The following is a 24,649-nucleotide window of genomic DNA, read 5'->3' as shown; positions in this document are numbered from 1 at the left end:
TCTGCCTATACTTTCTGTACAAGGCTGTATTTAGACGGCCAAATAACAACAATCAAGCAACAAGAGGGTTTATGAAAAAGCATCCATTGATTGGCGCCATCGCGGCGCTGACTGCATTCCACTGCGCACCCATGGCGCTGGCACAAACCGACGACCAGGTCGAAGACCTGGGCAACATCGTCTCGGTCGGGACCCGCGTGGCGGGCCGCACCATCACCGAGACCGCGGCGCCGGTGGACATCATCACCAGTGAAGAGATCACCAACAGCGGGGCCACTGAAGTGGGCAAGATTCTGCAATTGTTGGCACCATCTTTCAACTTTTCATCCACCACCATCAGTGATGGCACCGACATCATCAGACCCGCCACCTTGCGTGGCTTGGGCCCCGATCAAGTGCTGGTCCTGGTCAACGGCAAACGCCGCCATCAACAAGCTTTGGTCAATGTGCAACAAACCATTGCCCGGGGTTCAGCCGGCACCGACATCAATGCCATTCCAGTGTCTGCCATTGATCGCATTGAAATTCTGCGCGATGGTGCGGCGGCCCAATACGGTTCGGATGCCATCTCCGGGGTGATCAACATCATCCTCAAAAATCGCGCCGAGGGCACCCAACTGACCGTACAAGCCGGACAGCATTACGAAGGGGATGGAGAAGTGCTGATGACCGGCATCAACACCGGTTTTGGTTTGGGTGATGACGGCTTTTTGAACCTGTCTTTGGAATACCGCGACCGCGGTGAAACCAACCGTGCCGGGGTCGATTCCTTGCGGGTGGATCCGCCACGGGTGACCCAACGCATCGGTGATGCCGATTCCGAAAACTTGTCTTTTTGGTTCAACGCTGAAGTGCCCTTTGGTGAGTCGGAATTTTATTTCTTCGGGGGTGGTTCTGATCGTGAGGGCAATTCCTCGGGCTTTTTCCGTTCGGCTGGAGATGACCGCACGTCACCGGATTTGTATCCCAATGGCTTTTTACCGACTTTGATCACCACCGTCAATGACCGTTCCTTGAATGCCGGTTTCAGGGGTGATTTCAATGACCGTTGGCGCTGGGATTTGAATGCCGGATTGGGTCACAGCCGCTTCACCTTCCGCACCGCCAATTCGTGGAACGTCAGTTTTGGTCCCGGTTCACCCACCGGTGCCCAAGACGGCACCTTGAAATACGACCAACGCACCTTGAACTTCGACCTCCAAGGTCGTTACGATTCATCGTGGGACTCGCCCATTTATGCTTCTTATGGTTTGGAATACCGCGATGAAAATTACCAAATCGTGCGGGGCGACTTGGTGTCTTATGCCTACGGCCCCAACAACGACCCCAGCATCATCATCCTCAACCAAAATGGCGGCATCGCCGCAGCCGGTATCCAGGGTTTCCCCGGCTTCACGCCAGCAACCGAAGTGGACGATGGCCGTGATTCGATCGGTGTGTATGCCGATTTTGAGAGTAACCTGACCGATGATTTCATGTTGGGTTTGGCGGTGCGGGCTGAAGACTATTCAGATTTTGGCTCCAGCTTCACCGGTAAGATTTCTGGCTTGTTGAATGTCACCGATGCCTTTGCCATCCGCGGCACCGTGTCCACCGGTTTTCGGGCGCCCAGTGTGCAGCAAGCCTTCTATTCACAGGTATCGACCAATTTGAACGCCGCCGGGGTGCTGACTGAAACCATCACCGCCCGCCAAGGCAGTGAAGTGGCTCTGGCCTTCGGGGTGCCCGATTTGCAAGAGGAAACGTCGGTGAATGCCAGTTTGGGTTTTGTTTATGAAATGAACGATCGCTTCACCTTGACGGCGGATTTGTACCGCATCGACATCGATGATCGCATCGTGTTCTCCACCAGCATCAACCCAGAGCCCGACAGTGAAAATTGCACCGATGCATCGGTGTGTCCCATTGCGGTGTTGCTCAGGCCATTGAATGTGGGCCAAGCCCAATTCTTCACCAATGCCATTGACACCGAAACGGTGGGCTTGGACATCGTGGGCACCTTCAACACCGAATTTGACAACGGTTCCTTGCTCAGTGTGGTCGGTGCTTTGCACTTCAATGACACCGATGTGACCACCGTGCGATCGGCTTCAGATGTGTTGTCACCCGAACAGATCTTTGATGAAACCCAGCGGGTGTTGATTGAAGAAGGTCAACCCGGTGAACATGCTTTACTCAGTTTCACCCACGATCACAACCAGTGGTCAACCAACCTGCGTTTTAATTACTTTGGCAGCGTGTCGGGTCAGGGTTTCACCGGCATCAAGCAAAAGTGGAGCGGCAAATGGTTGACCGATTTGTCGGTCAGTTATGCGTTCACCGACCAAGTCAAACTGACCGTGGGCGGCACCAACATCTTTGATGAGTACCCGGACAAATGGGATGAAGTGGATGGCTTTCCATTCCCCCAACTGGGTTTTGTCTACGGCTGGGAAACCTTGCCATTCGGCATCAATGGTGGGTTTTACTTCGCCAAGCTGAACGTCGACTTCTGATATACTGCAGCCTGATCCCTGGTCCTGGCCAGGGGTCTAGGCCCGCTTAAACCGGGCTTTGAGCCTGCCATCCAGGCGCCGCTCCGCCTGCCAAAGTCCATGTTATACTGCATGGGTTGCAACCAAGCTGTCTGCCATGAATCCTGCCGACAATGACGTGATCCAGACCCTGCGCACGGCCCACCAAAACCAAACGCAGCTGAACCTGATGGCCGATCAAAAAGCCAACATCCTGATCGGTACCCTGGCTTTGATGTTCACTGTGGTGTTGACCCGCATCCTCAGCCAGGCGCAGTTGGATCCGGCTTTGCTGAAAATCATGTTGGTGTTCATGTTGCTGGAGTTGGTGCCCATGGTGTTGACCGTGATGGTGTTGATTCCCAAAAACATCACCGGCAAGCAAAACACCCCGATCGAAGAAATCAAGAATCCACTGTTTTTTGGTTTTTTTACCCGCCACAGCCAAGCCAGCTATCAACAATACTTGCAACAACAGCTGGTGGACAACGAGGCTGCCCGCACCCTGTTGATCAATGACATTTATCAAATTGGCCAAATCCTGCGCCGCAAATATAGACTGTTGCGCTGGGCCTATTTGTTCGCTTTGTTGGGCATTTTGGTGGCCGTGGTGCTGTGGTTGATCACCCTACTTTGAGTTCGGGATGATGAGTTACTTGAATTCATACTTGAACGCCTTGTTGGCCCTGACCTTGGAAGCGGCGCCCTGGTTGTTGTTGGGCTTGTTGATTGGTGGCTTGTTCAAGTCATTGATGCCGCAAGCCTTGCTGCAGCGCCATTTGACCCAACCGGGTTTGGGAGCCATTTTCAAAGCCGCTTTGTTGGGGGTGCCCTTGCCCCTGTGTTCCTGCGGGGTGATTCCAGCCGCCTTGGGTTTGCGCCAGGCAGGGGCATCGAAACCGGCCACCACTTCATTTCTGGTTTCAACCCCCGAAACGGGGGTGGATTCGATCAGCATCACCTATGCCATGATGGGCCCGGTGATGGCCGTCATCAGGCCGTTGGCGGCGTTGTTTTCTGCCATGGTCACCGGTTTGTTGGTGTATTTTTTTGCGCCGGAATCACCCCCTAAGATGACCGCGTCCGGCTCCGCTTGTTGTGGCAGCCAAAGCCAAGAGCCTGCGCCGGTGACCGCACCTGGCTGGTTCAAACAGGCCTTGGATGGGGTGGTTTATGCCTTGACCGATTTGTACCAAAGCATCTTGTTTTGGTTGGTCATTGGCTTGCTGTTCGCCGCGGGGGTGCAAGCCTTTGTGCCGGCCAATTGGCTGTTGCAGTGGGGTGACAGCTGGTTGGCGATGCTGGTGATGCTGTTGGTGGGCATTCCCATGTATGTTTGTGCCACCGGGTCCACCCCCATTGCAGCTGGGTTTTTGCTGGCCGGCATTTCACCCGGCGCGGTGTTGATTTACTTGTTGGCTGGGCCAGCCACCAACATGGCCACCTTGGGGGTGGTGCAACAACAAATGGGTCAGCGCACCATGTGGCTGTATTTGTTGGGCATCATCAGCAGTGCCTTGTTGTTGGGGGTGCTGGTCAACAGCATGACCGAGCACATCAATTTCACCATGGGTCACCCCATGCACCACGAGATGGTGCCGGTGGTGTTGCAATGGTGCAGTGCCCTGGTGTTGTTGCTGTTGGCCCTGTGGCCCTGGCTGCCGGGTAAAAAACCACCGGCATCAGATGATGCCTGTTGTGGCTGAAGCGCCACTTAAGCAAAAAGGAGATCACATGAAAACAAACAGATCCATCTGGCCTTGGCTGTGGTTGTTGGTGAGCGGCTGGTTGGCCGGTTGCCAACCCCACAAACCGGCCCCTGCAGGGGTGGTCGAGGAAGCCGCACGGCGGGTATTGACCACCCACCTGAACGCCGTCTCAAACAAAGACTTGGACACTTTGGCCGCCACCCTGTCAACCGCAGGCGGCATGCAGTTGATACTGCCTGGGCAAGAAATCATCCATGGAGTCGATGGCTTTATGGCCTTTCATGAAAATTGGTTTGCCCAGCCCAACTGGACCTTTGAAACTGAAATTTTGCAACTGACGGTGGGCACTGAGTTGGCCTATGCGGTGGTGCAAATCATTTACCGCGAACCCGAACGCGATGGCCAGCCTTATTTCAACCGCATGATCGTCAGTTATGACCTGCAGCGTTTGGCCGGGCAGTGGTATGTGGTCAAAGACCACGCCAGTTCGGTGAAAAAATCCACCGATTGAGGCGCCCAGAGGGGTTGGCCATGGTTTTTGTGTGATTGCAGGTGGTTTCAGTCTGGCGTCGGCCGACATTATCAGTTAGCATGTGGGCATGAAAACATTGGCTTACCCGGAGGCAATTGGCGCATGAATTTATTTGGCCGAATTCAAATCACTGTCTGGTTCTTGCTGTTGGCTGACAGCGGCTGGACTCAAGCAACGGCTGCCGACCCCACCACGCCGGCTGCGTTGATTGAACAATGCCAGGCTCAAGAAGACAATGATCCGACCGCTGCCATGGACCTGGCACAGCAGGTCATGTCCATGATTCAAGCCGAAACCCAACCCATCCAATATGGCCAGGCATTGGGCTGCCTGGGTTGGGCCCAAGCCAGTTCTGATCTGACCGAGGCCGCCAGGGCCAGTGCTTATGCTTTGGAAAACCTGGCTTTGAACTTGCCCGATTCCTTACAAGGGGTGAAACTGCAGCGACGGGCCGGCAGTGTTTTTCACCGCATCGGTGACCGCATCAGTGCCGCTGAAAATTATGATGCGGCAATGGTCGAGGCCAGTCGCTTGTCCTTGGTCGAAGAACAAATTCCGTTGTTGGTCAACTTGGGCGTGTTGAATTCAGAAATGCGTGAGCATGAACAAGCCATCGAGACCTATTATGAAGCACTGAATTTGATGGAAACCCATGAGGACTTTCGCTATCAACCGCCGGTGCTGTTCAACCTGGCAGCCACCTTGAATGGCCAGCAGCGCTTCACCGAAGCCTTGAAACTGTTCCAACAAGTGGCGGCGATGATCAATGAACATTGGCCGAAAAGCCGGGTGGCACAAGTGTATTCAGGCTTGGCCGCTTCGTACACCGGCCTGGATCAACTGACCGAGGCCCTGGATTATGCCGAGCAATCCATGGCCATTTATCAAGAAACCGGCAGTTTCAATGTCGACTATCACAACGTGATGAGCACGGTGGCCTCAATCCTGTCGATGCAAGGTGAGCAACTAGCGGCCTTGGACCATGCCGACCGAGTCAAAGCCTATTTCACCGATCCGGCCAACAAACAAGCCGTAACTGGCAGCACCAATCCGGTCCACAACCTGGCCAGCACCTATGCCCGATTGGGGCATCAAGAAACAGCGATCGAGATGTATCGCTTGGCCATTGAGATTGATCGTGAGGTGCAAGAAAATTTCAATCAACAAATCATGGCACAAATGCAGGTGCGGCTGGATGATTCACAAAACCGCCAAGAATTGGCCGCCTTGAAGAGCCAACGGGTCAATGACCAGATCCAGATCCAGGCCGCTGAGCACAACCGCAAAATCATGTTGGTCATCGCCTCGGCTTTGGCGCTGATGTTGTTGGTGTTTTTGTGGTGGCAACAATTGACCAAGAAGAAGCTGACCCAAATGGCCATGACCGACAGTTTGACCCAAGTGGGCAATCGCCGGGCCATCCGGGACTGGGTCTTGACGCGCAAGCCGTCGGTCCAGGGACAGCGCTTGTTGTGGTTGGTTGATTTGGATGACTTCAGAACCATCAATGATGAACACAACCACGATTACGGTGATTTTGTGCTGCAACAAGTGGCCGCTGCGTTACAACAACTGACCAACGCCCAACGCTTTTTGGGGCGATGGGGCGGTGAAGAGTTCATGTTGATCACCGATGACATCACGGCTGCAGAAAAAGACGATTTTTCCACCGAATTGTTACGGGTGATCGCCAACACCCCCACCCACCTCAATGGGGCAGAAGTGAAATTGAGTGCCGCCGTGGGACTCAGCCGGGTTGGGGGGCAATCACCTTCGGCCTGGAACATGGCCATGTATCAAGCCGATAAAGCCTTGGCCACCGCCAAACACCGGGGCAGCAACTGCGTGGTCATGGCCACCGGCAACTGAATTCCACCAACGCCATGCCAAAGCAACCACACATCGGCCTGGGTGAGCTGATCACCTTATTGGCCATGATGACCTCTTTGGGCGCCCTGACGATTGATCTGCAATTGCCGGCGATGCCGTTGATTGCTGAATACTACGGCTTACAGGTGGCCAACCACCAACAATGGATCATCACCGCTTACATGCTGGGTTTCGCCGCGGCCCAGTTGTTTTATGGTCCGGTGTCTGACAGCATTGGCCGCAAGCCGGTGTTGATGTTTGGTGTGGGCTTGTATGTGTTGGCTTCGATTTTGTGTTTGTTTGCCGACAATTACACACTGTTTCTGTTGGCCCGGGCCTTACAAGGCGCGGGGGCGGCGGCTGCCAGAATCATGGTCAACGCCATCACCCGGGACCACTTTGCGGGCAACGAAATGGCGCGGGTGACGTCACTGGTGATGATGATGTTCATCATGGTGCCGGTGTTTGCCCCGACCCTGGGCAGCTTGTTGCTGTTGGTGGGGCCCTGGCAGTGGATTTTGTATGCTTATTTGTTGTTTGGTTGCTTGATTGTGTTGTGGTCGGGTTTTCGCTTGCCTGAGTCACTGCCCGCTGAACGGCGCAAGCCATTGAAAATGGCGACCCATTGGGCGGCCTTCGTGCGGGTCATTAAACAACCCTTGTCCATGACATTTGCTGTCATCAGTGGCATCATTTTCAGTGGGTTCATGGCCTATTTGAACAGTGCCCAACAACTGTTTGATCAAGTCTATGGCGTGGCTGAGTATTTCCCCATGATCTTTGGTGGCATTGCCTTGTTTTTTGGCTTGGCGGCCTATGCCAATGCCAAAGTGGTGATGCATTTTGGCGCGTTCCGAGTCACCCAAGTGGCATTGACCCTGATGCTGATTTGCAACACCTTGGGGCTGATTTTGTGTTGGCTGTATGCCGGCATTCCCCCGCTGTGGGTGTTGATGTTGTTGTTGGGCAGCATCAACATCAGCATTGGTTTGGCTTATGGCAATTTGATTGCCATTGCCATGTGGCCCTTGGGTGACGATGCGGGCATGGGGGCTTCAGTCATCGGGGTGGTGTCGGCCTTGATTGCCGCGTCGTTGGGCATTGGCATCTCCTTGCAACTGTCGGCCACGGTGATGCCGGTGATGATTGGTTTTTTCAGCACCTCGTTGTTGGCGTTCATCATGTTGCAACTCAGCCGCCGACATGTGCCCAAGGCAGCCAGTGAATGAGCCTATCGGCCTTGGAGCATGGCTTTGAGCATGGATTTTTTGCTCATGGTCAACATCTTGGTGGCTTCTTCAACAGCCACCGGATAGCACAAGTAGTAGCCTTGAAAACCATCCACTTGTAGGTGTTCCAGTTGTTGAAATTGGGCTTGGTTTTCAATCCCTTCAACCACCACTTTTTTCTGCAGCTGATGGCACAACGGGATCAAGGCCTTGAGGATTTCCTGGTTGATGTTGTGGTTCTGAGAATCACCCACAAAAGAGCGGTCAAACTTGATCACATCAGACGGGAAGGTGCGCAGGTAGTTGAGTGAAGAATACCCCGTGCCAAAATCATCGATGGCGATGTTCAATCCCAACTGACGCAATTCATTCAGCGTGTTGGTGCCACTTTCGAGGTTGTGCATCACCGTGTTTTCGGTGATTTCAGCGGTGATGTGGCCGGTGGTGACCTGATGCTTCAAAGAGCATTGTTTGATGTGCTCAACAATGCCGCCGTGCTGAATGGTGTCGGCCGACAGGTTGACCGTGACTTTCGCCGCATCGGGATTGATCTTGCGCCATTTTTTGACCTGCTTGATGGCTTCTTCTGTGACCCAATAATCCAACTCCACCATCAGACCCAGTTGCTGCACCAGGGACAAAAAGGCTGCCGGTTGCAACAAGCCTTGGGTCGGGTGTTGCCAGCGGATCAAGGCTTCAAAACAGATGATGCTGCTTTTGTTCAGCCAAATGGGTTGGTAATGCAAAATGAACTGCTTGTTTTTCAAGGCGGTGCGCAACTCATTTTCAAAAGACAGGTCGGTTTTGTCCGGCAAAGTCATGTTCTTGCGGTAACTCAAACTTTGTTTGCCACCCAAGAATTTGGCCGATTGCAAAGCTTGGTTGGCCTGATTGTAAGCCACCTCGAAATCCTGCTCGGCGGTGAATGAAACCGCACCGGAACTGACTTCCAAATGGTAGGTTTTGCCGGCCAGTTTGAACGGTCGTGACAATTGCTTCCGAAGGTTATTGACTTTGTTGGTTTGGTTGTTGCCAGAGCCGCTGATCAACAACACAAAGACATCACCATACATGCGCCCGTAGAAGGGTTGGCCGGTGCACAGCATCTCAATGCGCTTGCCCAGGGCAATGAGCAATTGATCACCTTTTTTGAAGCCTTCGCCGACATTGAAGCGAGACATTTTATCCACCCCGAACAAAGCCAGGGTCATGGTGTCCTTGGGCTCAGCCACTTGGGTCCATTGTTGCAGGTATTGGTTCAACGCGGCTTGGTTGGGCAAGCCGGTCAAGCCATCGGATAAATTCAGGTGTTGTAACTGCTCCACCACTTTTTGGCTGCGGTTGCGTTCCACTTCCAGCAACCACACGATCAAGCCGATACCGATCATGGGGTACAGAATCAATTCAAACAAACCATGGTATGGCACCAGATAACCCAGCAGCTCACTGCCTCCCATGAATTGTCTTTCGAAAGTTAACCACCCCAAAAAGGACATTTCAAAGCCATAGATGAAAAAGCCAATGGTCACCAGTTTTTTACCGATGATGGGGTTGGGATCATTGCGCAAGATGTAAATGGCGGTGCCCAAGCAGGCCAGGCCAGCGGTGAAATAACGCAATCCAATGCGGGTGATGTAGCGCAAACCGGCGCCATCAGGGTCCCAGTTTTTAAACAGGGTCACGGTCAGGGCGATCACCATGCAGATCACCCATATGCGCCACATGGTGCGCTTTTTGATGTCGGTGTCTTTGACCAAGGAAGTGGTACCAATCACCAGGAAGGCAATCTGTAAATAGCCGGCAGTGGTGAACAAAAACAAATTGAGCATGCGCCATGGTGAGGTGGGGGACATTCCCAGTTGTACCGAGGCCAAACCCAAAAATGAGCCGGAGAGAAACACCGCCAAGCCATAAAAACTGTAGGCCCAGTAAAACAGGTATTTGCGCTGGTAGATGCGGGCGTAGTAATGCAACAACCAGCCAATCAGCAATGCGCTTATGGACTGCACCAATAAAGTGGCGAAAAAAGTCACATTCACATCAATTCTCGGAAAGTCAGATCACTTACTTTAAGCGGTCAACTCACCTGCTGTCAACCTGGCTTTTGGTACGGGTGCAGAGATCAATCATCCATTCACCTTGGCATGCATTCAGGAATTCATCAAGTCAATGTCAGCCGGACAGTCGACATCGAAGGCCGCTGCTTCACAGGCCAGGCTGATCAAAGGGAAAGCCTTGTTTTGCAACAACTTTTGGGCCCCTTGTTGGCCCTGATTTTGCTGCAAGGCGGTAAAATGCGGACGTTGAAACACCGCCGGCACACCGGGTGCATCGGCATACGCCGTGGCCACCATGTAACCCGGATGGGCCTGGGCTTGCCGCAACAACGACCGATAGTGGCTGGCGGGGATCTTCGGCTGGTCGCACAAGGCCACCAGCAAGGCATCGGCGCCGCTTTGAGCGGTCAATAAACCACACTGCAAAGAACTGCCCAAGCCCTCAGACCACCGCTCATTGATGATCACTTGAGCCTGTTGTAACTCGCCTTGCAGCCGTTGGTGGTTGTGGCCCAGCACCACAAACAACTGATCCACCAAGGGCGCCAGCAGGTGTTCGACATGTCGCAACAAACTGCGGCCCTGGAACGGGAGCAGTTGCTTGCTTTGTCCCAGCCGTTGGGATTGGCCGGCGGCCAGGATCAAGCCATGGGTTGTCATGAATGGACCAAATCATGTTGCAGCTGGGCCACGATCGACACCGCAATGGTTTCTGGCATGTGCCCACCGATGTCCAGCCCCACCGGCGCATGCAGGCGGCCTTGGGTTTGCGCTGGCTTAAGCTGGGCCAGCGACAGCACCTTGTCGCGCCTTTGCTGTGGGCCCAACAAACCGATCCAGTTGACATCTTGGACCGTGAAATGACTCAGGTAGCGGGCATCGTGAGACAAGTTGTGGGTCATGATGAGCACCGCAGAATCGGCTTGTTGCGGTCTGCTGCCCAAATCATTCAACGACACCTGGGTGGTGGTGACATCGGCCAATTCAGCGGCCGCCAGGCGGGCGGGTCGGTGATCCAACACTTCGATGTGCCAATGCAACAGGCGCAACATGGCGACCAATGGATACACGTCTATGCCGGCCCCACAAATGACGATGTGTGGTGGTGGGCGAAAGGTCAACACCGTGGGGTCATTGGCTGCCAATGACAGTTGGCCCGGATGTGACTCCAGTCGTTGTTCACCCTGTTGCAGCACATAGGCGCCAATCGGACAGTCTGCCTGGCTCCCATCATTGATCTTCAATTGGCTGGTTTGTGCTTGCCCGGGCAATGGGTTCAAGGCCGCCAATGGCAGGTAGTCTCCATGCAGCCATTGCAACACCAAGGTCAGGGTGCCGTCACAGCCGGCCCCCAAACCAAAAATCGAATCATCACTCATGTCATAGGTCAAGGTGCGGCTTTGTTGGTCAGCAAAGACTTGTTCAGCATGGTCTGCGACATCGGCTTCCAAACAGCCGCCACTGATCAAACCATGGGTGCGGCCATTGGCTTCGATCAATAACATGGCACCGGGGCGTTTGTAACTGGAGCCACTGGCTGAGACCAAAGTGGCCAACACCAAAGGCTCACCTTGTTTCCGGAGGGCGTCGAATGTGGGCCATAAGGGGGCGATTTGTTCCAGCATGGTTTAACGAATCAAGGTGGTTGTTGGGGCAGCAAGCATCGGGTCTCGGGTCGGCATCATGGTCATCAGAACATTATAAACGGACCCGTCTGAAAGTGGCACTCATTCTGCAGGAACTCCGGCTCGTTGGTTGTCATGGGCGGGCGTATGGGTGCGCTTCTTGCTTGATCAAGCGGTAATAGCTGTTCAGGCCACTGATGCCTGCGGTTTGCGCGGCTTGCAGGTCGATGTATCCCTCGGGGCTGAGCCACCGTTCGTCCAGTTCTATCAATTCAACCGCACCGATGACCAAGCGGGTTTGATTCAATTCAATGGGAATTTGCTGGGCCAATTTGAGGCCGATTTTGATGCCAGCTTCGGCCACAAAAGGGGCTGGAAAATCAGCCAAATAGGATTCGGTGAAACCACACAAAGCAAACTCCGATTGACCTTTGGGGTATTTGGCCGAGGTTTGGTGGGCTTGGGCTGCTAGGGCCTGTTAACACCCACTGAAAGGCGACTGCTGGATCGTATTTTTCAGCCATCAAGGCATCAGTCGTGAGGTGTGGTCACTCCACATGAACGAGTGAATAACGCTGAGGGATGAAAAATACGACCCAGCCCCATGGGTTCAGACAGCAAAGGCCACACCCTGCGTTGCTCATCGCTCGATTGGAATGACCAAACCACGCTTTTCGCGCCTTGATTGTGACCTTTGCAGCCTGAACAGTGGTCTTTCAGTGGGTGTTAACAGCCCCTGTGGTTGGGCACGTGGTTGATGGTGTAGTACCCTGTGGCTTCAATGTTTTCCAGGGTGTTTCTGGGCACCTCACCGGTGGGTCGGGTAATGAAACCCAACAACGCCGGGTTGCTGCCCAAATGCACAACCGAACTGAAGATGGCCAGGTTGCTGCCGTGCTTGGGGCTGTTGGAGCCGATTAAATTCGCTGGCTTGATGCCGGTGATGGCGTTGATGAAGTTGAGGCGTTTGATGCGATCCATTTGTTGGATCTGGTCGGCATTGATCAGCATGGGGATGGGGCGGTTTTAAACAAATCCCCATGCTATCTAGTTAGCCTTCGCTGCGGCGTCAATGCCCAATCAAATCAGTCTGGCTTGTCCGCCTCACGACCCACAATCAAGTCGATCTGACGGGTGGCGATGTTGTGGTAGCCGCTGCGGGCTTGATGGTAGATCTGCCGCGCCAGTTGGTGGGTCGCGGTTTGTGCCATCATCGCTTCATACAGGGGTTTGATCAGTTTCACCCGTCCGATGTGGGTCAAATATTCAATCAAGCGTGGATAGGCTTGTTGGTATTGGTTGCGGATGCAGATCAGCAGCCAATCGTGAGCGATTTCACTGTTCTGACGTTGGGTGAAGGCAAAGGTCTGATCCAGGTTCTGCAGCTGTGCCGGCGACAATTCTGCCGGCAAGGCACGCAGAAAATGCAGCCATTCTTGGGTGCTCCAGGCTTGCGTTTCAATGTCATTGGCTGACAATTCACCCGCCAGCCAAGCTGCAACGGTGCGGTCGATTTGCGTGAACTTGTTGGTCATCGGCGGGGTGAAATAGTCCGGTATCCCGGGTGCATAAATCCAGTCTTTAATCTGCGTCATGTTGACCTGGTCGGCATGTGGTGTCAGCAGGTTGGTTTGCAAATATGCCAAAAAGTCCGCGGTTTGAATGCTTTGAAAAGCAAACTGATCAAAATATCCATTCAAAAACCGATCAAACACCTCGCGGCCCACTTGTTGCTCCAGCCACTCCAAGAAAAACCGGCCTTTGTCATAAGTCACGGCGGTGAAATGATCATCGGGATCGGCAAAGGGCGCCTGGCTGACCAGTTTCTGTTGTTCGTCATCCATGGTTTGCATTGCCCGCAACAGCGCCTGATAGGACAAAGCCCCTTCCATTTGCATGCGGTCGGTGCCATGCACCGCTTCTGTGATGCGTGATTCCAGGTAGGTGGTGAAGCCTTCATTCAACCAGGCATCATGCCACACGGCATTGGTGACCAAGTTGCCGGACCAGGAATGGGCCAGCTCGTGGGCAATCAAGGAATCCAGCGAGCGGTCACCGGCAATGATGGTGGGGGTGATGTGTGACAGTTTGGGATTTTCCATGCCGCCAAAAGGAAAGCTCGGCGGCAACACCAACAAGTCATATTGCCCCCAGCGATAGGGCCCGTACAAAGCTTCGGTGGCGGTGATCATGTCTTCGGTGGCGGCGAATTCATGGGCGGCGGCTGCCAAGACTTCCTGTTCGGCATAAACGGTGACGTGTTCACTGATCTTTTGGAAGGTCAAATCGCCCACTGCGATGGCAATCAAATAACCAGGAATGGCTTGTTCCATGGTGAATTGATGCACCCCGTCGACACTGTTTTGGTCGTTGTTGTCGGCACTGAGCACCGCACGCAGGGCCGGATCGGTGCGGATGGTCGCGGCATAGGTCAGCCGCACAGCGGGGGTGTCTTGCAAGGGAATCCAACTTCTTGCATGGATTGCCTGGGATTGCGAGAACATGAATGGGTGTTGTTTGCCGCTGGTTTGATCTGGATTCAACCATTGCAGACCAGAAGCCTGCGGCATGCTTTCATAGACGACTTTGATCGGGGCCTGATCAACCGGAAGGTCGATGATCAATTCGGTGCCCAAACCGGTGATGCTTTGTCCTTTGCGCCACGACAGCTTGCGTTGCTTGCTGTGATTGACGGCTTCAACGCGTTTGATTTTCAAATCGCGGGTGTCCAACACCAAATGCCGACTGTCCGGGTCCACCACATCATAATGAATGATGGCATGACCTTCGAGGATTTGTTCTTCGAAGTTAACCGCCAGGTCCAATTCCAAATGCCGACTTTTCACCTGATGGGTGTTGGCAAAAGAGTGGGGGTCAGGCTTCACAGTGGTGGTGACTGGCTTGGTTTGAGCCGGTTCGGATGGGGTGGTTTGGGGTGGTTTGGCACAGCCGGTTAGCAGCGCACAACACAGGATCAAAATTCTCATGGCATGGGTATCAAGTGAAAACGATATATTACCTGATCGCTCATGAAATACAAGCCAAGACCGGTGCGGTGTGGTGGTTCAAAGCGTCGATGATGATGGCGGAGCGGACGGGACTCGAACCCGCGACCCCCGGCGTGACAGGCCGGTATTCTAACCAACTGAACTACCGCTCCGCAGGGGTGGTTCAGCACAGAAATTGTGCGAGCGCGCATTCTATTACAAAAAAAAATATTTGGGAAGGACTTTGTGATCAATTTAAGCCGCGCGCGGCTGTGCAGAATCCGCTTTCGGTGGTAGAATAGGCGCCCAATTTATCGGGGGTGTTTCGAGACCTCCTGCGACTGGACATGCCAGCCTGGCTGATCAAGCCGGATCGAGGTGTGACTCGCATAATCTGCCTGGTTGGGTCATGGCACAAGGCATGGCTGGCCAAGGTGACTACTTTGGAACTACCGACCGCTTCGTGCTGGAGATGTGATGACAGAAGAAAACAGACCGTTACCAACTGAATTTTTTGCCGATTGGAAAGAACGAGAAGCCCTGGCCGAGGGCATGATCCCTTTGATTGGTCGCTTGTATCGCCGCCGCAATGTGTCCTTGTATATGTATGGTAAACGCATGATCAACCAATCGGTGACTGACCTGATGAAGGCCCACCGCTTTGTCCGCCAGGTGGAAGCCAGTGAGTTGAGTGAATACGAAACGTTCCCTTTCATCAAAGCCATCGCTGAATTGCCTTTGGGTCCTGCCCACATCGACGTGGGTAAGATGGTTTACCGCTATTTCAAAACCAACAGCTATGAAGACATTGGTCAAGCCGATGTGGACGCCTATGTGAAACAGGAATTGGCGCACTTGATCGATTCGGATGCCAAGCCATTGGAAGAGTCACAAGACGTGGTGCTGTATGGTTTCGGTCGCATTGGCCGCTTGGTGGCGCGCTTGTTGGTCGACAAAACCGGTGGTGGCGACGTGTTGGTATTGAAAGCCATTGTGGTGCGCAAAAGCAATGCCGACAATGACCTGGAGAAGCGTGCGGCTCTGTTGCGTAAGGATTCGGTACACGGCAAGTTCAACGGCACCATCCGGGTGTTGCATGAGCAAAATAAATTGGTCATCAACGGCAATGAAGTGCAAATCATTTACGCCAATTCACCGGCCGACATTGACTACACCGAGTACGGCATCAACAACGCCTTGATCGTAGATAACACCGGGGTGTGGAAAGATGAAGCCGGGCTGCGCGGTCACCTGCGTCCAGGTGCGGCCAAAGTGTTGTTAACGGCACCAGCCAAAGGTGACATCCCCAACATCGTGTATGGCATCAACCACCACTTGATCACCCCGGACCAAGACGTGATTTGTGCTGCATCGTGTACCACCAATGCCATTGTGCCGGTGCTCAAGTGTTTGAATGATGAATACGGTGTCAAGAATGGTCACATAGAAACCGTGCATGCTTACACCAACGATCAAAACTTGATTGATAACTACCACAACAAAGACCGCCGCGGACGCAGTGCCGCCTTGAACATGGTGTTGACCTCCACCGGTGCCGCCAAAGCCGTGGCCAAAGTGCTGCCGGAGTTGGCCGGTAAATTAACCGGCAACGCGATACGCGTGCCCACGCCGAATGTGTCGATGGCAATTTTGAACATCCAACTGGGTCAACGCACCACTTTGGATGAGTTGAATGAGTTCCTGCGTCGCAAATCTTTGCATTCACGCTTGCAACAACAAATTGGCTACACCATTTCCACTGAAGCGGTGTCGACCGATTTTGTGGGTTCCAGACAGGCTTGTGTGATTGATTCCAAAGCCACCATCGTGGAAGGCAACAGCGTGGTGTTGTACTGCTGGTATGACAACGAATTTGGTTATTCTTGCCAAGTGGTGCGGTGTTTGGAGCAGTTGGCCGGTGTGCAGTGGCCGACTTACCCCAATCAGTAAGCGCCGTTCAGTGCATTCATTCAACAAGGCAGCCGCGCGCTGCCTTGTTGCGTTGTGAGGTGACGTAAATTGGCAATTGGGCGAATGCGGCCTGGGCTGAGCGATCGGTTGCAGCCAGCCAGATGTCGGTGCTGGGGTGGCGGATTTAATGATTGTTGACACTTGGGTGCTTGCTTCTGCGGTTGCTTTGGTCTATTTTGTAATGCTCTTTTACAATACAGGAATTCGTTATGTCAGGAATTTTCGATCTCATCAAAGACAGCTTGGGTCAACAAGCCATTGAACAGGTCAGTCGGCAGGTGGGCGGTAATCAGGACGCCACCCAACGGGCGGTGGCCGCTGCCATCCCCATGCTGTTGTCGGCGTTGCAAAAAAACAGCCAGTCACAGGCCGGTGCCGAGTCCTTGTCCCGGGCCTTGGAACGTGACCACCAGGGCGGCATCTTGGATCATGTGGGTGCATTGCTGGGCCAGTCCAGCCATCAATCTGCGGGTGAAAAGATCCTGGGCCACGTATTGGGCCAACGGCAAAACAATGTGGCCAATCAACTGGGCAAAGCCACTGGCTTGAGCGGCGGCGATGTGGGGAAAATTTTGGCCAATTTGGCACCGGTGGTTTTGGGTGCAGTGGGCAAAGCCAAACAACAAAACAACCTGGGTGTGTCTGGTTTGCAAGACCTGTTGCGACAAGAGCGCCAAGCCGTGCAACAACGCCAGCCCAACCTGGGGTTTTTGGAGCGTGCCTTGGACAGTGATGGTGACGGTGATGTTGACTTGTCCGATGTGCTGAAACAAGGTTCGGGCTTACTCAGCGGATTTTTCAAGCGCTGAATCCACAAATCCATCTCATCCAAGGTTAACAACCCGACGTCCTGTCGGGTTGTGATAATTCTTGCAAATATCTGTACTATCTTGTAATTTATTTATCATGTGTTGTGTGTACGTATGTGGTCTGGACTTGCGCATCACGCCTCCAAGCCGTCGGGCTTGAATCAGTTTGCCAGACCGCATCAAAAAAAGCTGGGACCATGAATAAAAACAAAATATTAAGCGAATGCATTGTTATTTTTGATAAGCACTTACAGGTGAACCTGAAGGCGGCCATGAGCCTGACCTTGAAAAAACTGTTCAACTTGGCCGAGAATGCCACTTCGAATCAAGCAGAGCAGGAGTTGTTCAATCAGTATCGGCAGTTGAAATCTGGGGCCAAACAATTTTCGCAATTGATGCGCACCAAAATCAAATCCATGCCTGAATTCATTTCAGCAGAAGTCAACAAATCCGACAAAAAAATGTCCCTGTCCCTGGTGGAAGACGAAGAGCTGTCCATCTCCTTGTCGCTGACACAAATGGACTCCACCTTGGAAGTGGTGAGTCACGGTGAATTGTACACCTTGGAAAAGCGCATGAATGTGATCTATGGCAATGAACAGATCGACAAAACCAACATGCCGTTTTCACCCGCATCTATCGTTTGGCTGTTCAGCCATGCCTTCAAATCCATTGAGTTTGCAGTGCAGGTTAAAACCATGATCATTGAATTGATCACCAAAGAATTCAGCAGCAACATCAACCAGGCTTACCACGAAATCAATCAGGTGTTCATTGATGCCGGGATCTTACCCAACATTCAGCCTGAAGTGGCCAAACCGAAACGTGCCGCTGGGAGGCGCTCAGCTGGTGATCACCCCGAATCTGAACAAGCCGCTGCTGAGCAAGCCGCTGCCGCAGACATGGGAGCCCACGGTGGCGCTCCAAGCAGTGGGCCCATGGGCGGCGGTCCAATGGGTGCCTCAGGTCAGCCCGGTGGTGGTTATCTCGGTGGCAGCCACCCGGGCGGTCAAGCCGGATCACCGGGCATCGCCGCTGGTGATTACCAACCCCCGACCCGGCAGTTTGATCCACAAACCAAACAGTTGGTGGAAAACATCTTTGACTTGTTGTCGCCGGCCCGCGGTTCGGCAGTCAAGCAACCTGTCAGTGACGGCAGTGGCCAGAGCATTGCCGACACCGATTTTGACCAGGCATTGGCCCAGATCGCCCAAGAATCCGGGGTAGTTGCGACCAGCAAGAACATCAACAACTTGAAAGAGATGTTGGCTGACCAGGTCAAAAACAACACCGGCAATTACTACCCTGAGCTGTCGCCCAAACAACACAAAACCCTTGATCTGATGGGCATGGTGTATGATGAAATCGAGAATGACGAGACCATCGATTCGCACATCCGCTCATCGTTCAATGCCATCAATGTGCCCTTGTTGCGCATGGCAGTCAATGACGAAAACTTTTTTGCCGATGCCGCTCACCCAGCCAGAAAATTCATGGAACTGTTGGTTGAATCCTCGCAAAAGTGGCACGGCACCAATGTCATCAAGCAGATCCACCAATACAGCGATTCAGCGGCCAAATCATTCGATGGTTCGACCGCATCCTTTGTCGACGCCCTTAAAGACCTGACACAGTATTTGGAAGTCACTGAGAATCGGGCACAAAAAGCCGAACAAAAGTGGATCAGTGCTGCCCAAGGCAAGGAAAAGATGGAAGTCACCAAAGCCGAGGTGGAAAAACACTTGGATCAAATTCTGGACGGCTGTGATGTGAAGTTCATCAGGGACATCATTCAGCATGTCTGGAAAGACTCGTTGACGCTGACCCTGTTACGCGAAGGCAAGGATTCAGAACAGTGGCAGAAGAAAACCCAGTCGGCACAGATCATCTCACAAATAGGCAACAAAAAAGAATTCATGAATCTCAGCGGCCCCGATAAATTGGCCGCCATGCATCACCTGGATCAGACCATGGATGAACTGGGATTCTCCAAGCGAGACCGCATTTCCACCAAAGACAACATCCATACCTGCCTGGGCTGGCAAGAAAAAGAAAAAGAGTCACCCGAGGAAGCCAAGCCGCCGACTTTGAAAAAAGTGTTGTCCATTGATGAGGCCGTCAAAAGCCAGGAAGTGGAAACGGCCAACAAGAAAATTGAAGAAATCAGGGAGTTGAATGACGAAGAAAAACTGATCATGGAGAAGGTCATCAACATGCCATATGGCTCCTTGTTTGATTTCATCATCAACCAACAAAAAGAAACCTTGCGGCGCAAGCTCAGCTGGGTCAGCACCATGAGTGAAACGGTGCTGTTTGTGGATTTGGTGGGGCGCCATCCACACAAAATGAAATTGCCCCGATTGGCCATCGACATGGTGCGCAAAAACATCATCAAGGTGGACATACCCGAAGGGGGCTATTTCAGAAAAGCACTGAATAAAATCATGAACCGATTGAAGAAAATGGCGGCCTGACCGCACAGGAAATGATCATGTTTGAGAAAAGAGAGAATACCCGCGTGAATCCCCCTGAGGGATCATTGGCTGTCAATCAATTGAGTCAAGACCGCATCGGTCGCTTGATTGACATTTCTGCCAGTGGATTTTTGCTGGCCGGTCGCGTGGGCATGAACCCGGGGATGATCTTTCAATTGGAGCTGGTGCTGACCGGCGACCCTGAAGTATATATCAAGGTCGGCGCGGAATGCATATGGTCAGACTTACAAACCAGTGGTTTGACATTCGGTGGTTTTCAAATCATCGATATTTCAGATGCCGATCAAACCACCTTGAATGAATTCATTGAACAGTTAGCAGTGCATTAACACTTTCGATGTCGGCCTGTTCCAGGATGCCGGCGGCGCGTTTCAGGCGCAAAATATTCAACAAATAATCATGTTTGGCTCGCGAGTAATCACGTTGGGCTTGATACAAAGTCCGTTGTGAATTCAGCACCTCAACGATGTTGCGGGTGCCCACTTCAAAACCAGCCGCAGTGGCTTGTTCAGCACTTTTGGCCGAAACCACCGCCAGTTGTCGGGCTTGGACCGAACTCCAGCCGGCTTCCACGTTGTGATAAGCATTGCGGGTGCTGCGCACGGTGGAGAAGGTGGTGCGGTCGTAGTTTTCCATCGCCGCGCGGTAACGCAGTTTGGCTTGGCGGGTCAATGACGAGGTGCGGCCACCAGAGAAGATGGGCACGCTCACATTCAACGAAATGGATGAAGAAGTGGCGCTGCTGTCTGGGGTGACCCGATCCACCAAGTTGCCATTCTCGTCAAAATCCTGGAAGGACCTACCGGCGGCGTTTGATTTGCCGCGACTGGCCGACAAACCCACCGTGGGGTAATGGCCGGCTTGTTGCACTTGCATGGTTTTCTCCGCCAAGTCGGCATCGATTTTGGCGACCACCAATTCGGGGTTGTTGTTCAGTGCCAAATCTTCCCAGTATTTGATGTCATCGTTGGCCAAGGTTTGTTGGTTGAATTCATCGGGCAAAGAGTTCAGGCTGGGGTAATAGTTCAAGGTGATTTCATACAATGCCTCTTTGGTGTCATCCAACAGGTTTTTGGCGCTGATGACACTGGCCCGGGCGCCGTCGTATTGGGCGCGGGCTTCATGCACATCGGTGATCGCAGCCAAACCCACTTCATAGCGTTGTTCGGCTTGCTCCAGCTGGCGTTGGATGGCTTTTTCTTCGGCCTCGGCGAATTTGACCGCATCGATGTTGGTCAACACGTCGAAATAGCTTTCGGACACCCGCACCAGAAAATCCTGCACCGCGGCATCGTAATTGGCATGGCCTTTGGCGATTTCCAGATCGGCTTGTTGCAGGCCAATCACGTTGGTGTGGTTGTAAATGCTTTGGTTGAGGCTGAGGTTCCAGCCATCACTTTCAGACTTGGGTGGGTCATTGACTTGGCCGCCATCGAACTCAGTTCTGGAATTGGATTCGGATTTGGACCATGAGCCATCCACCTGCGGCAGGAAATTGGCCCAGGCTTGTTTCTTATTTTCCAAGGTGGCTTCTTGATTGAATTTAGCGGCACTGAGTTGTGGGTCCTCTTGTAAGGCCACTTGCAGGATGTCAACCAAATCTTCGGCTTGTGCGGTACCCGTCATCAAGGCGCCGATTAATACAATTTTCTTCATAGGATTGTCAGAGTTTGAATGTGTGTTGTTCGTTGGGCTGTTCCAGTTTGGCAACAACCGTGTCAAAATGCGATGAATATTGGTCAGGGGCTGTGTAAACCCGGGCTTCCATGATGGGGTCTTGACCGACCACCACGAAAATTTGACCGCCTTTTTTGATCCAGTCAAAGACCTGTGGCGGCAAAGCGTCGACCGAACCGGTGAGCACCACCCGGTCGTATTTTTGCACCGGCTGGAAAGTATAAAAGTCTTCGGTTTCACAGGTGACGTTGTCAATGTGGTTTTCTTTCAGTTTTTGTTTGGCTGCGGTGGTGAAGTCCTCGTGCACATCGATGCTGTGGACGTGGCTGACCAGTTGGCTGATCAGGGCGGTGACATAAGCACTGCCGGTGCCAATTTCCAACACCAGCTGGTCGGCCTGTAAATCGATGGCTTGCAGCATGCGGCCCTCAATCACTGGCTTCATCATGCTTTGGTCGTGGCCAATGGGCAACGCCAGATCAGCAAATGCCAACTTGCGCTGTGGCACCTGCACAAATTCTTCCCTTTGGATGTGCAACATGGCGTGCAAAATGTCTTTGTTGATGACATCCCAAGAGCGGACCTGTTGGGTGACCATGTTCTGTCTTGCTGTGTCAAAATTCATGTATTGATTCGCCTTTTTTGTTATGATGTGGCTGTCTGATCCCTGTGCGCTCGGTCGCAGTGCTGTGTCATATTACTTTACTGATTATCAGTGCCATATCATGGGTTAAAAGTCACATTTTATGATACTTTCACCAATGAACGAAGCCAATTTAATAAAGTTACAAACAAAACAACTGGTCCAGGGAATGGCGCAGTTGGGCTTGTCAACCGACCAGGCAACGGTGATCATGGACTACTTGCTGATGTTGCGCAAATGGAACCAGGCCTACAACCTCACAGCGATTGACGATTTGGCGCAGATGGTCACCCACCATGCCTTGGATGCTTTGGCCGTGGTGCCGCATTATCAGGGTGATCGCATCATCGATGTGGGCACCGGAGCCGGCATCCCTGGGTTTATTTTGGCCATCATGTACCCCGATAAGGCATTGGTGTTGTTGGATGCGGTGGGCAAAAAAGCCCGTTTCATGCGCCAAGTGAAGCGCGAATTGGGATTGTCAAATGTCACGGTGGTCCACGAGCGGGTGGAAAATTATTTTCCTGATAAAAAATTTGATGTGGTAACATCACGGGCTTTTTCGGCAACCAATCAATTTTTGGCCATGACGGCCCATTTGGGCCACAACCAGACCCGGTTTTTGGCCATGAAAGGACCCAAACCTGAACCATTGGCAGCCGATGGTGGGTTCCATCAGACCCAGGTGTGGGACATACAGGTGCCGTTTCTGGCTGAAGCACGCAAACTGTATGAGTTCTGCAAACAATGAAGCACACAAGCAATGGGCAGTGACATGAGTCAATACAAACACAAAATCATCGCCGTGGCCAACCAAAAGGGTGGGGTCGGCAAGACCACCACCACCGTTAACTTGGCGGTGGGCCTGTCGCAACTGGGCAAGCAAGTCTTATTGATTGATTTGGACCCACAAGGCAATGCCACCATGGCCTGTGGTGCCGATTCGCGGGCCTTGAATCTATCCGCCTGTGAATTGTTGATGGATGAATGTCAGGCCGCCGACGCCATCATGAGTTTTCCAGCCTTGGATTTGATCGGGGCCAACACCGACTTGACTGCGGCTGAACTGCAGTTGATGGAATACGAAGAGCCACAAACCATACTGCAACAACAATTACAGCCGGTGGTGGCCAATTATGATTTTGTGTTGATTGATTGTCCGCCATCCTTGAGTATCTTGACCGTCAATGCCCTGGCAGCCGCCCACAGTGTGCTGATCCCGATGCAATGCGAGTACTATGCCTTGGAAGGTTTGACCTCTTTGATGGACACCATTGAGCGGGTTCGGCAAAGTGTCAATCCCAAACTCGAAATTGAAGGCTTGTTGCGCACCATGTTTGATGGCCGCAACAACCTGGCCAATGACGTGGCCGCCCAAATCAGCGAACATTTTGGCTCCAAAGTGTTCATGACGGTGGTGCCACGCAATGTGAAAGTGGCCGAGGCTCCCAGTTATGGGCAATCTGCCATTGAGTATGACCACTTGTCTCGCGGGGCGGTGGCCTACAAGGGCTTGGCCAGTGAACTGTTGAGGAGGAACCATGCCTAAAAAATTGACCAAGAAGAAAGCGAGCAAAAAACCGGCCCGCAAAAGCGGCTTGGGACGGGGTTTGGATGCCTTGTTGGGCAGTCGCACCGAAGCCAAAAGCAGTCCAGAAACCACCAGTGAGCTGCAAACCCTACAAACCGATCAACTGCAGCCGGGCCAATACCAACCTCGCAGCATCATGGATCAAGGCAAATTGCAAGAATTGGCCGACTCGATTGAGGCCCAGGGCATCGTGCAACCAATCGTGGTCAGGCACATAGCCGGAAACCGCTATGAAATCATCGCCGGTGAACGGCGCTGGCGTGCGGCGCAACTGGCCCAATTGACCGAAGTGCCGGTGTTGGTCAAACAAGTGGATGACCAACAAACCATCGCCATGGCCTTGATTGAGAACATCCAGCGTGAAGACCTCAATCCCTTGGAAGAAGCCTTGGCCTTGCAACGGCTGATCGAGGAATTCACCATCACCCATGCCCAAGCGGCGGAAGCGGTTGGGCGTTCACGGGTGGCGGTGAGCAATCTATTGCGGTTGTTGGAGCTGACCCCCAAAGTCAAAGACATGCTCAATGATGGTCTGTTGGAAATGGGTCATGCCCGCTGTTTGTTGGCCTTGGATGAGGCGCAACAATGGCCGGCAGCACAGCAAATCAGCAGCAAAAAGATGTCGGTCAGGCAAGCCGAAGCCTTGGTCAAATCTTTGAAAAATCCGGCGGTCAAAGCCGCACCGAAAGCGGTCGCAAAGTCAGCAGACATCAAACACCTGGAACAGAAATTGTCCGAACAACTGTGTGCCAAAGTTGACATCCATCACAGCCCCAAAGGCAACGGCAAATTGGTCATTCATTACCACGGCTCAGATGAGTTGGACGGCATCTTGAATCGGATCAAGTGAACGCAACCAAAAAAGCCTTGATTTTACTGGATCTTGATCGCTTTTGCTTGATTTTCAGGGCTTGAAAGGTTAAGGTTTGCCACCAATTTTTC

Annotated in this window: 21 protein-coding genes and 1 tRNA gene; 13 read left to right on the top strand and 9 right to left on the bottom strand. The window is 52.8% G+C overall.

Features of this window, described 5'->3' with window-relative positions; translation table 11 throughout:
• The first annotated feature begins 71 nt into the window (after positions 1-71).
• From K7G70_RS03720 to K7G70_RS03695, 6 genes are all read left to right on the top strand, one after another.
• Positions 72-2,495, top strand: coding sequence for a TonB-dependent receptor plug domain-containing protein (locus tag K7G70_RS03720; protein WP_223787256.1), 2,424 nt, complete (start codon positions 72-74; stop codon positions 2,493-2,495).
• A gap of 136 nt (positions 2,496-2,631) precedes the next feature.
• The gene (locus K7G70_RS03715) at positions 2,632-3,150 is read left to right on the top strand and encodes a Pycsar system effector family protein (protein WP_223787255.1); all 519 of its coding nucleotides are present in this window, start codon (positions 2,632-2,634) and stop codon (positions 3,148-3,150) included.
• 7 nt (positions 3,151-3,157) lie between these two features.
• A complete protein-coding gene (locus K7G70_RS03710; RefSeq protein ID WP_223787254.1) occupies positions 3,158-4,219 on the top strand; it encodes an SO_0444 family Cu/Zn efflux transporter in 1,062 nt (353 codons plus the stop codon).
• 28 nt (positions 4,220-4,247) lie between these two features.
• Entirely contained in the window at positions 4,248-4,733 is a 486-nt protein-coding gene (locus tag K7G70_RS03705) for a YybH family protein (RefSeq protein ID WP_223787253.1), read from the top strand.
• 123 nt (positions 4,734-4,856) lie between these two features.
• Entirely contained in the window at positions 4,857-6,623 is a 1,767-nt protein-coding gene (locus K7G70_RS03700; protein WP_223787252.1) for a tetratricopeptide repeat-containing diguanylate cyclase, read from the top strand.
• 14 nt (positions 6,624-6,637) lie between these two features.
• The gene (locus K7G70_RS03695; protein ID WP_223787251.1) at positions 6,638-7,852 is read left to right on the top strand and encodes a multidrug effflux MFS transporter; all 1,215 of its coding nucleotides are present in this window, start codon (positions 6,638-6,640) and stop codon (positions 7,850-7,852) included.
• Positions 7,853-7,854: 2 nt separating this feature from the next.
• Here K7G70_RS03695 and K7G70_RS03690 read toward each other — a convergent pair whose 3' ends face one another.
• The 7 genes from K7G70_RS03690 to K7G70_RS03660 form a co-directional block, all read right to left on the bottom strand.
• On the bottom strand, positions 7,855-9,891 hold the full coding sequence (locus K7G70_RS03690) for a putative bifunctional diguanylate cyclase/phosphodiesterase (protein ID WP_223787250.1): 2,037 nt from the start codon (positions 9,889-9,891) through the stop codon (positions 7,855-7,857).
• A 111-nt stretch (positions 9,892-10,002) separates the two neighbouring features.
• On the bottom strand, positions 10,003-10,569 hold the full coding sequence (locus K7G70_RS03685; RefSeq protein ID WP_223787249.1) for a nucleotidyltransferase family protein: 567 nt from the start codon (positions 10,567-10,569) through the stop codon (positions 10,003-10,005).
• Positions 10,566-11,534, bottom strand: a complete 969-nt coding sequence (locus tag K7G70_RS03680) for an XdhC family protein (protein WP_223787248.1) — start codon at positions 11,532-11,534, stop codon at positions 10,566-10,568. The genes K7G70_RS03685 and K7G70_RS03680 overlap by 4 nt, the downstream gene beginning before the upstream one ends.
• A 133-nt stretch (positions 11,535-11,667) precedes the next feature.
• Entirely contained in the window at positions 11,668-11,946 is a 279-nt protein-coding gene (locus K7G70_RS03675) for a hypothetical protein (RefSeq protein WP_223787247.1), read from the bottom strand.
• Positions 11,947-12,260: 314 nt separating this feature from the next.
• Positions 12,261-12,545 carry a flavin reductase gene (locus K7G70_RS03670; protein ID WP_223787246.1) on the bottom strand — a complete coding sequence of 95 codons (285 nt, stop codon included), beginning with the start codon at positions 12,543-12,545 and terminating at the stop codon, positions 12,261-12,263.
• A 74-nt stretch (positions 12,546-12,619) separates the two neighbouring features.
• Positions 12,620-14,521 (bottom strand): M1 family metallopeptidase, encoded by a 1,902-nt coding sequence (locus K7G70_RS03665; protein WP_223787245.1) that lies wholly within the window; start codon positions 14,519-14,521, stop codon positions 12,620-12,622.
• A gap of 96 nt (positions 14,522-14,617) precedes the next feature.
• Positions 14,618-14,694, bottom strand: a tRNA-Asp gene (locus K7G70_RS03660).
• Between the two features lie 304 nt (positions 14,695-14,998).
• On the opposite strand from K7G70_RS03660, the gene K7G70_RS03655 reads away from it, so the two are divergent.
• The 4 genes from K7G70_RS03655 (at position 14,999) to K7G70_RS03640 (ending at position 20,125) form a co-directional block, all read left to right on the top strand.
• Positions 14,999-16,471, top strand: a complete 1,473-nt coding sequence (locus K7G70_RS03655; RefSeq protein ID WP_223787244.1) for a glyceraldehyde-3-phosphate dehydrogenase — start codon at positions 14,999-15,001, stop codon at positions 16,469-16,471.
• Positions 16,472-16,701: 230 nt separating this feature from the next.
• On the top strand, positions 16,702-17,301 hold the full coding sequence (locus tag K7G70_RS03650; RefSeq protein ID WP_223787243.1) for a DUF937 domain-containing protein: 600 nt from the start codon (positions 16,702-16,704) through the stop codon (positions 17,299-17,301).
• A gap of 197 nt (positions 17,302-17,498) precedes the next feature.
• Positions 17,499-19,775: a DUF1631 family protein gene (locus tag K7G70_RS03645; protein WP_223787242.1), complete on the top strand. Its 2,277-nt coding sequence runs from the start codon at positions 17,499-17,501 to the stop codon at positions 19,773-19,775.
• 17 nt (positions 19,776-19,792) lie between these two features.
• The gene (locus K7G70_RS03640) at positions 19,793-20,125 is read left to right on the top strand and encodes a PilZ domain-containing protein (RefSeq protein WP_223787241.1); all 333 of its coding nucleotides are present in this window, start codon (positions 19,793-19,795) and stop codon (positions 20,123-20,125) included.
• Here the strand turns inward: K7G70_RS03640 and K7G70_RS03635 are convergent.
• A complete protein-coding gene (locus K7G70_RS03635; RefSeq protein WP_223787240.1) occupies positions 20,100-21,452 on the bottom strand; it encodes a TolC family outer membrane protein in 1,353 nt (450 codons plus the stop codon). The two genes, K7G70_RS03640 and K7G70_RS03635, sit on opposite strands and share 26 nt — an antisense overlap.
• A 7-nt stretch (positions 21,453-21,459) precedes the next feature.
• Positions 21,460-22,098, bottom strand: coding sequence for a protein-L-isoaspartate O-methyltransferase family protein (locus tag K7G70_RS03630; RefSeq protein WP_223787239.1), 639 nt, complete (start codon positions 22,096-22,098; stop codon positions 21,460-21,462).
• A 187-nt stretch (positions 22,099-22,285) separates the two neighbouring features.
• On the opposite strand from K7G70_RS03630, the gene rsmG reads away from it, so the two are divergent.
• The 3 genes from rsmG to K7G70_RS03615 are packed head-to-tail and all read left to right on the top strand — an operon-like array spanning position 22,286 to position 24,557.
• Positions 22,286-22,867, top strand: a complete 582-nt coding sequence (rsmG, locus tag K7G70_RS03625; RefSeq protein WP_223787238.1) for a 16S rRNA (guanine(527)-N(7))-methyltransferase RsmG — start codon at positions 22,286-22,288, stop codon at positions 22,865-22,867.
• A gap of 24 nt (positions 22,868-22,891) precedes the next feature.
• Positions 22,892-23,665, top strand: coding sequence for a ParA family protein (locus tag K7G70_RS03620; protein ID WP_223787237.1), 774 nt, complete (start codon positions 22,892-22,894; stop codon positions 23,663-23,665).
• Positions 23,658-24,557, top strand: a complete 900-nt coding sequence (locus K7G70_RS03615) for a ParB/RepB/Spo0J family partition protein (RefSeq protein ID WP_223787236.1) — start codon at positions 23,658-23,660, stop codon at positions 24,555-24,557. The genes K7G70_RS03620 and K7G70_RS03615 overlap by 8 nt, the downstream gene beginning before the upstream one ends.
• Positions 24,558-24,649: the final 92 nt, after the last annotated feature.

The sequence above is a fragment of the Marinicella meishanensis genome, from assembly GCF_019931145.1.
Classification (GTDB): Bacteria; Pseudomonadota; Gammaproteobacteria; order Xanthomonadales; family Marinicellaceae; genus Marinicella; species Marinicella meishanensis.
Note: the sequence above shows the minus strand (reverse complement) of the source record. Positions and strands in the feature narration are given on the sequence as shown.

Bases quoted from the DNA above. Each gene is read 5' to 3' on its own strand.
- K7G70_RS03685 (WP_223787249.1), bottom strand. From the start codon at position 10,569: ATGACAACCCATGGCTTGATCCTGGCCGCCGGCCAATCCCAACGGCTG.
- K7G70_RS03645 (WP_223787242.1), top strand. From the start codon at position 17,499: ATGAATAAAAACAAAATATTAAGCGAATGCATTGTTATTTTTGATAAG.
- K7G70_RS03710 (WP_223787254.1), top strand. From the start codon at position 3,158: ATGATGAGTTACTTGAATTCATACTTGAACGCCTTGTTGGCCCTGACC.
- K7G70_RS03655 (WP_223787244.1), top strand. From the start codon at position 14,999: ATGACAGAAGAAAACAGACCGTTACCAACTGAATTTTTTGCCGATTGG.
- K7G70_RS03695 (WP_223787251.1), top strand. From the start codon at position 6,638: ATGCCAAAGCAACCACACATCGGCCTGGGTGAGCTGATCACCTTATTG.
- K7G70_RS03700 (WP_223787252.1), top strand. From the start codon at position 4,857: ATGAATTTATTTGGCCGAATTCAAATCACTGTCTGGTTCTTGCTGTTG.
- K7G70_RS03650 (WP_223787243.1), top strand. From the start codon at position 16,702: ATGTCAGGAATTTTCGATCTCATCAAAGACAGCTTGGGTCAACAAGCC.
- rsmG (WP_223787238.1), top strand. From the start codon at position 22,286: ATGGCGCAGTTGGGCTTGTCAACCGACCAGGCAACGGTGATCATGGAC.
- K7G70_RS03615 (WP_223787236.1), top strand. From the start codon at position 23,658: ATGCCTAAAAAATTGACCAAGAAGAAAGCGAGCAAAAAACCGGCCCGC.
- K7G70_RS03665 (WP_223787245.1), bottom strand. From the start codon at position 14,521: ATGAGAATTTTGATCCTGTGTTGTGCGCTGCTAACCGGCTGTGCCAAA.
- K7G70_RS03640 (WP_223787241.1), top strand. From the start codon at position 19,793: ATGTTTGAGAAAAGAGAGAATACCCGCGTGAATCCCCCTGAGGGATCA.
- K7G70_RS03705 (WP_223787253.1), top strand. From the start codon at position 4,248: ATGAAAACAAACAGATCCATCTGGCCTTGGCTGTGGTTGTTGGTGAGC.
- K7G70_RS03715 (WP_223787255.1), top strand. From the start codon at position 2,632: ATGAATCCTGCCGACAATGACGTGATCCAGACCCTGCGCACGGCCCAC.
- K7G70_RS03620 (WP_223787237.1), top strand. From the start codon at position 22,892: ATGAGTCAATACAAACACAAAATCATCGCCGTGGCCAACCAAAAGGGT.
- K7G70_RS03630 (WP_223787239.1), bottom strand. From the start codon at position 22,098: ATGAATTTTGACACAGCAAGACAGAACATGGTCACCCAACAGGTCCGC.
- K7G70_RS03680 (WP_223787248.1), bottom strand. From the start codon at position 11,534: ATGCTGGAACAAATCGCCCCCTTATGGCCCACATTCGACGCCCTCCGG.
- K7G70_RS03670 (WP_223787246.1), bottom strand. From the start codon at position 12,545: ATGCTGATCAATGCCGACCAGATCCAACAAATGGATCGCATCAAACGC.
- K7G70_RS03720 (WP_223787256.1), top strand. From the start codon at position 72: ATGAAAAAGCATCCATTGATTGGCGCCATCGCGGCGCTGACTGCATTC.
- K7G70_RS03635 (WP_223787240.1), bottom strand. From the start codon at position 21,452: ATGAAGAAAATTGTATTAATCGGCGCCTTGATGACGGGTACCGCACAA.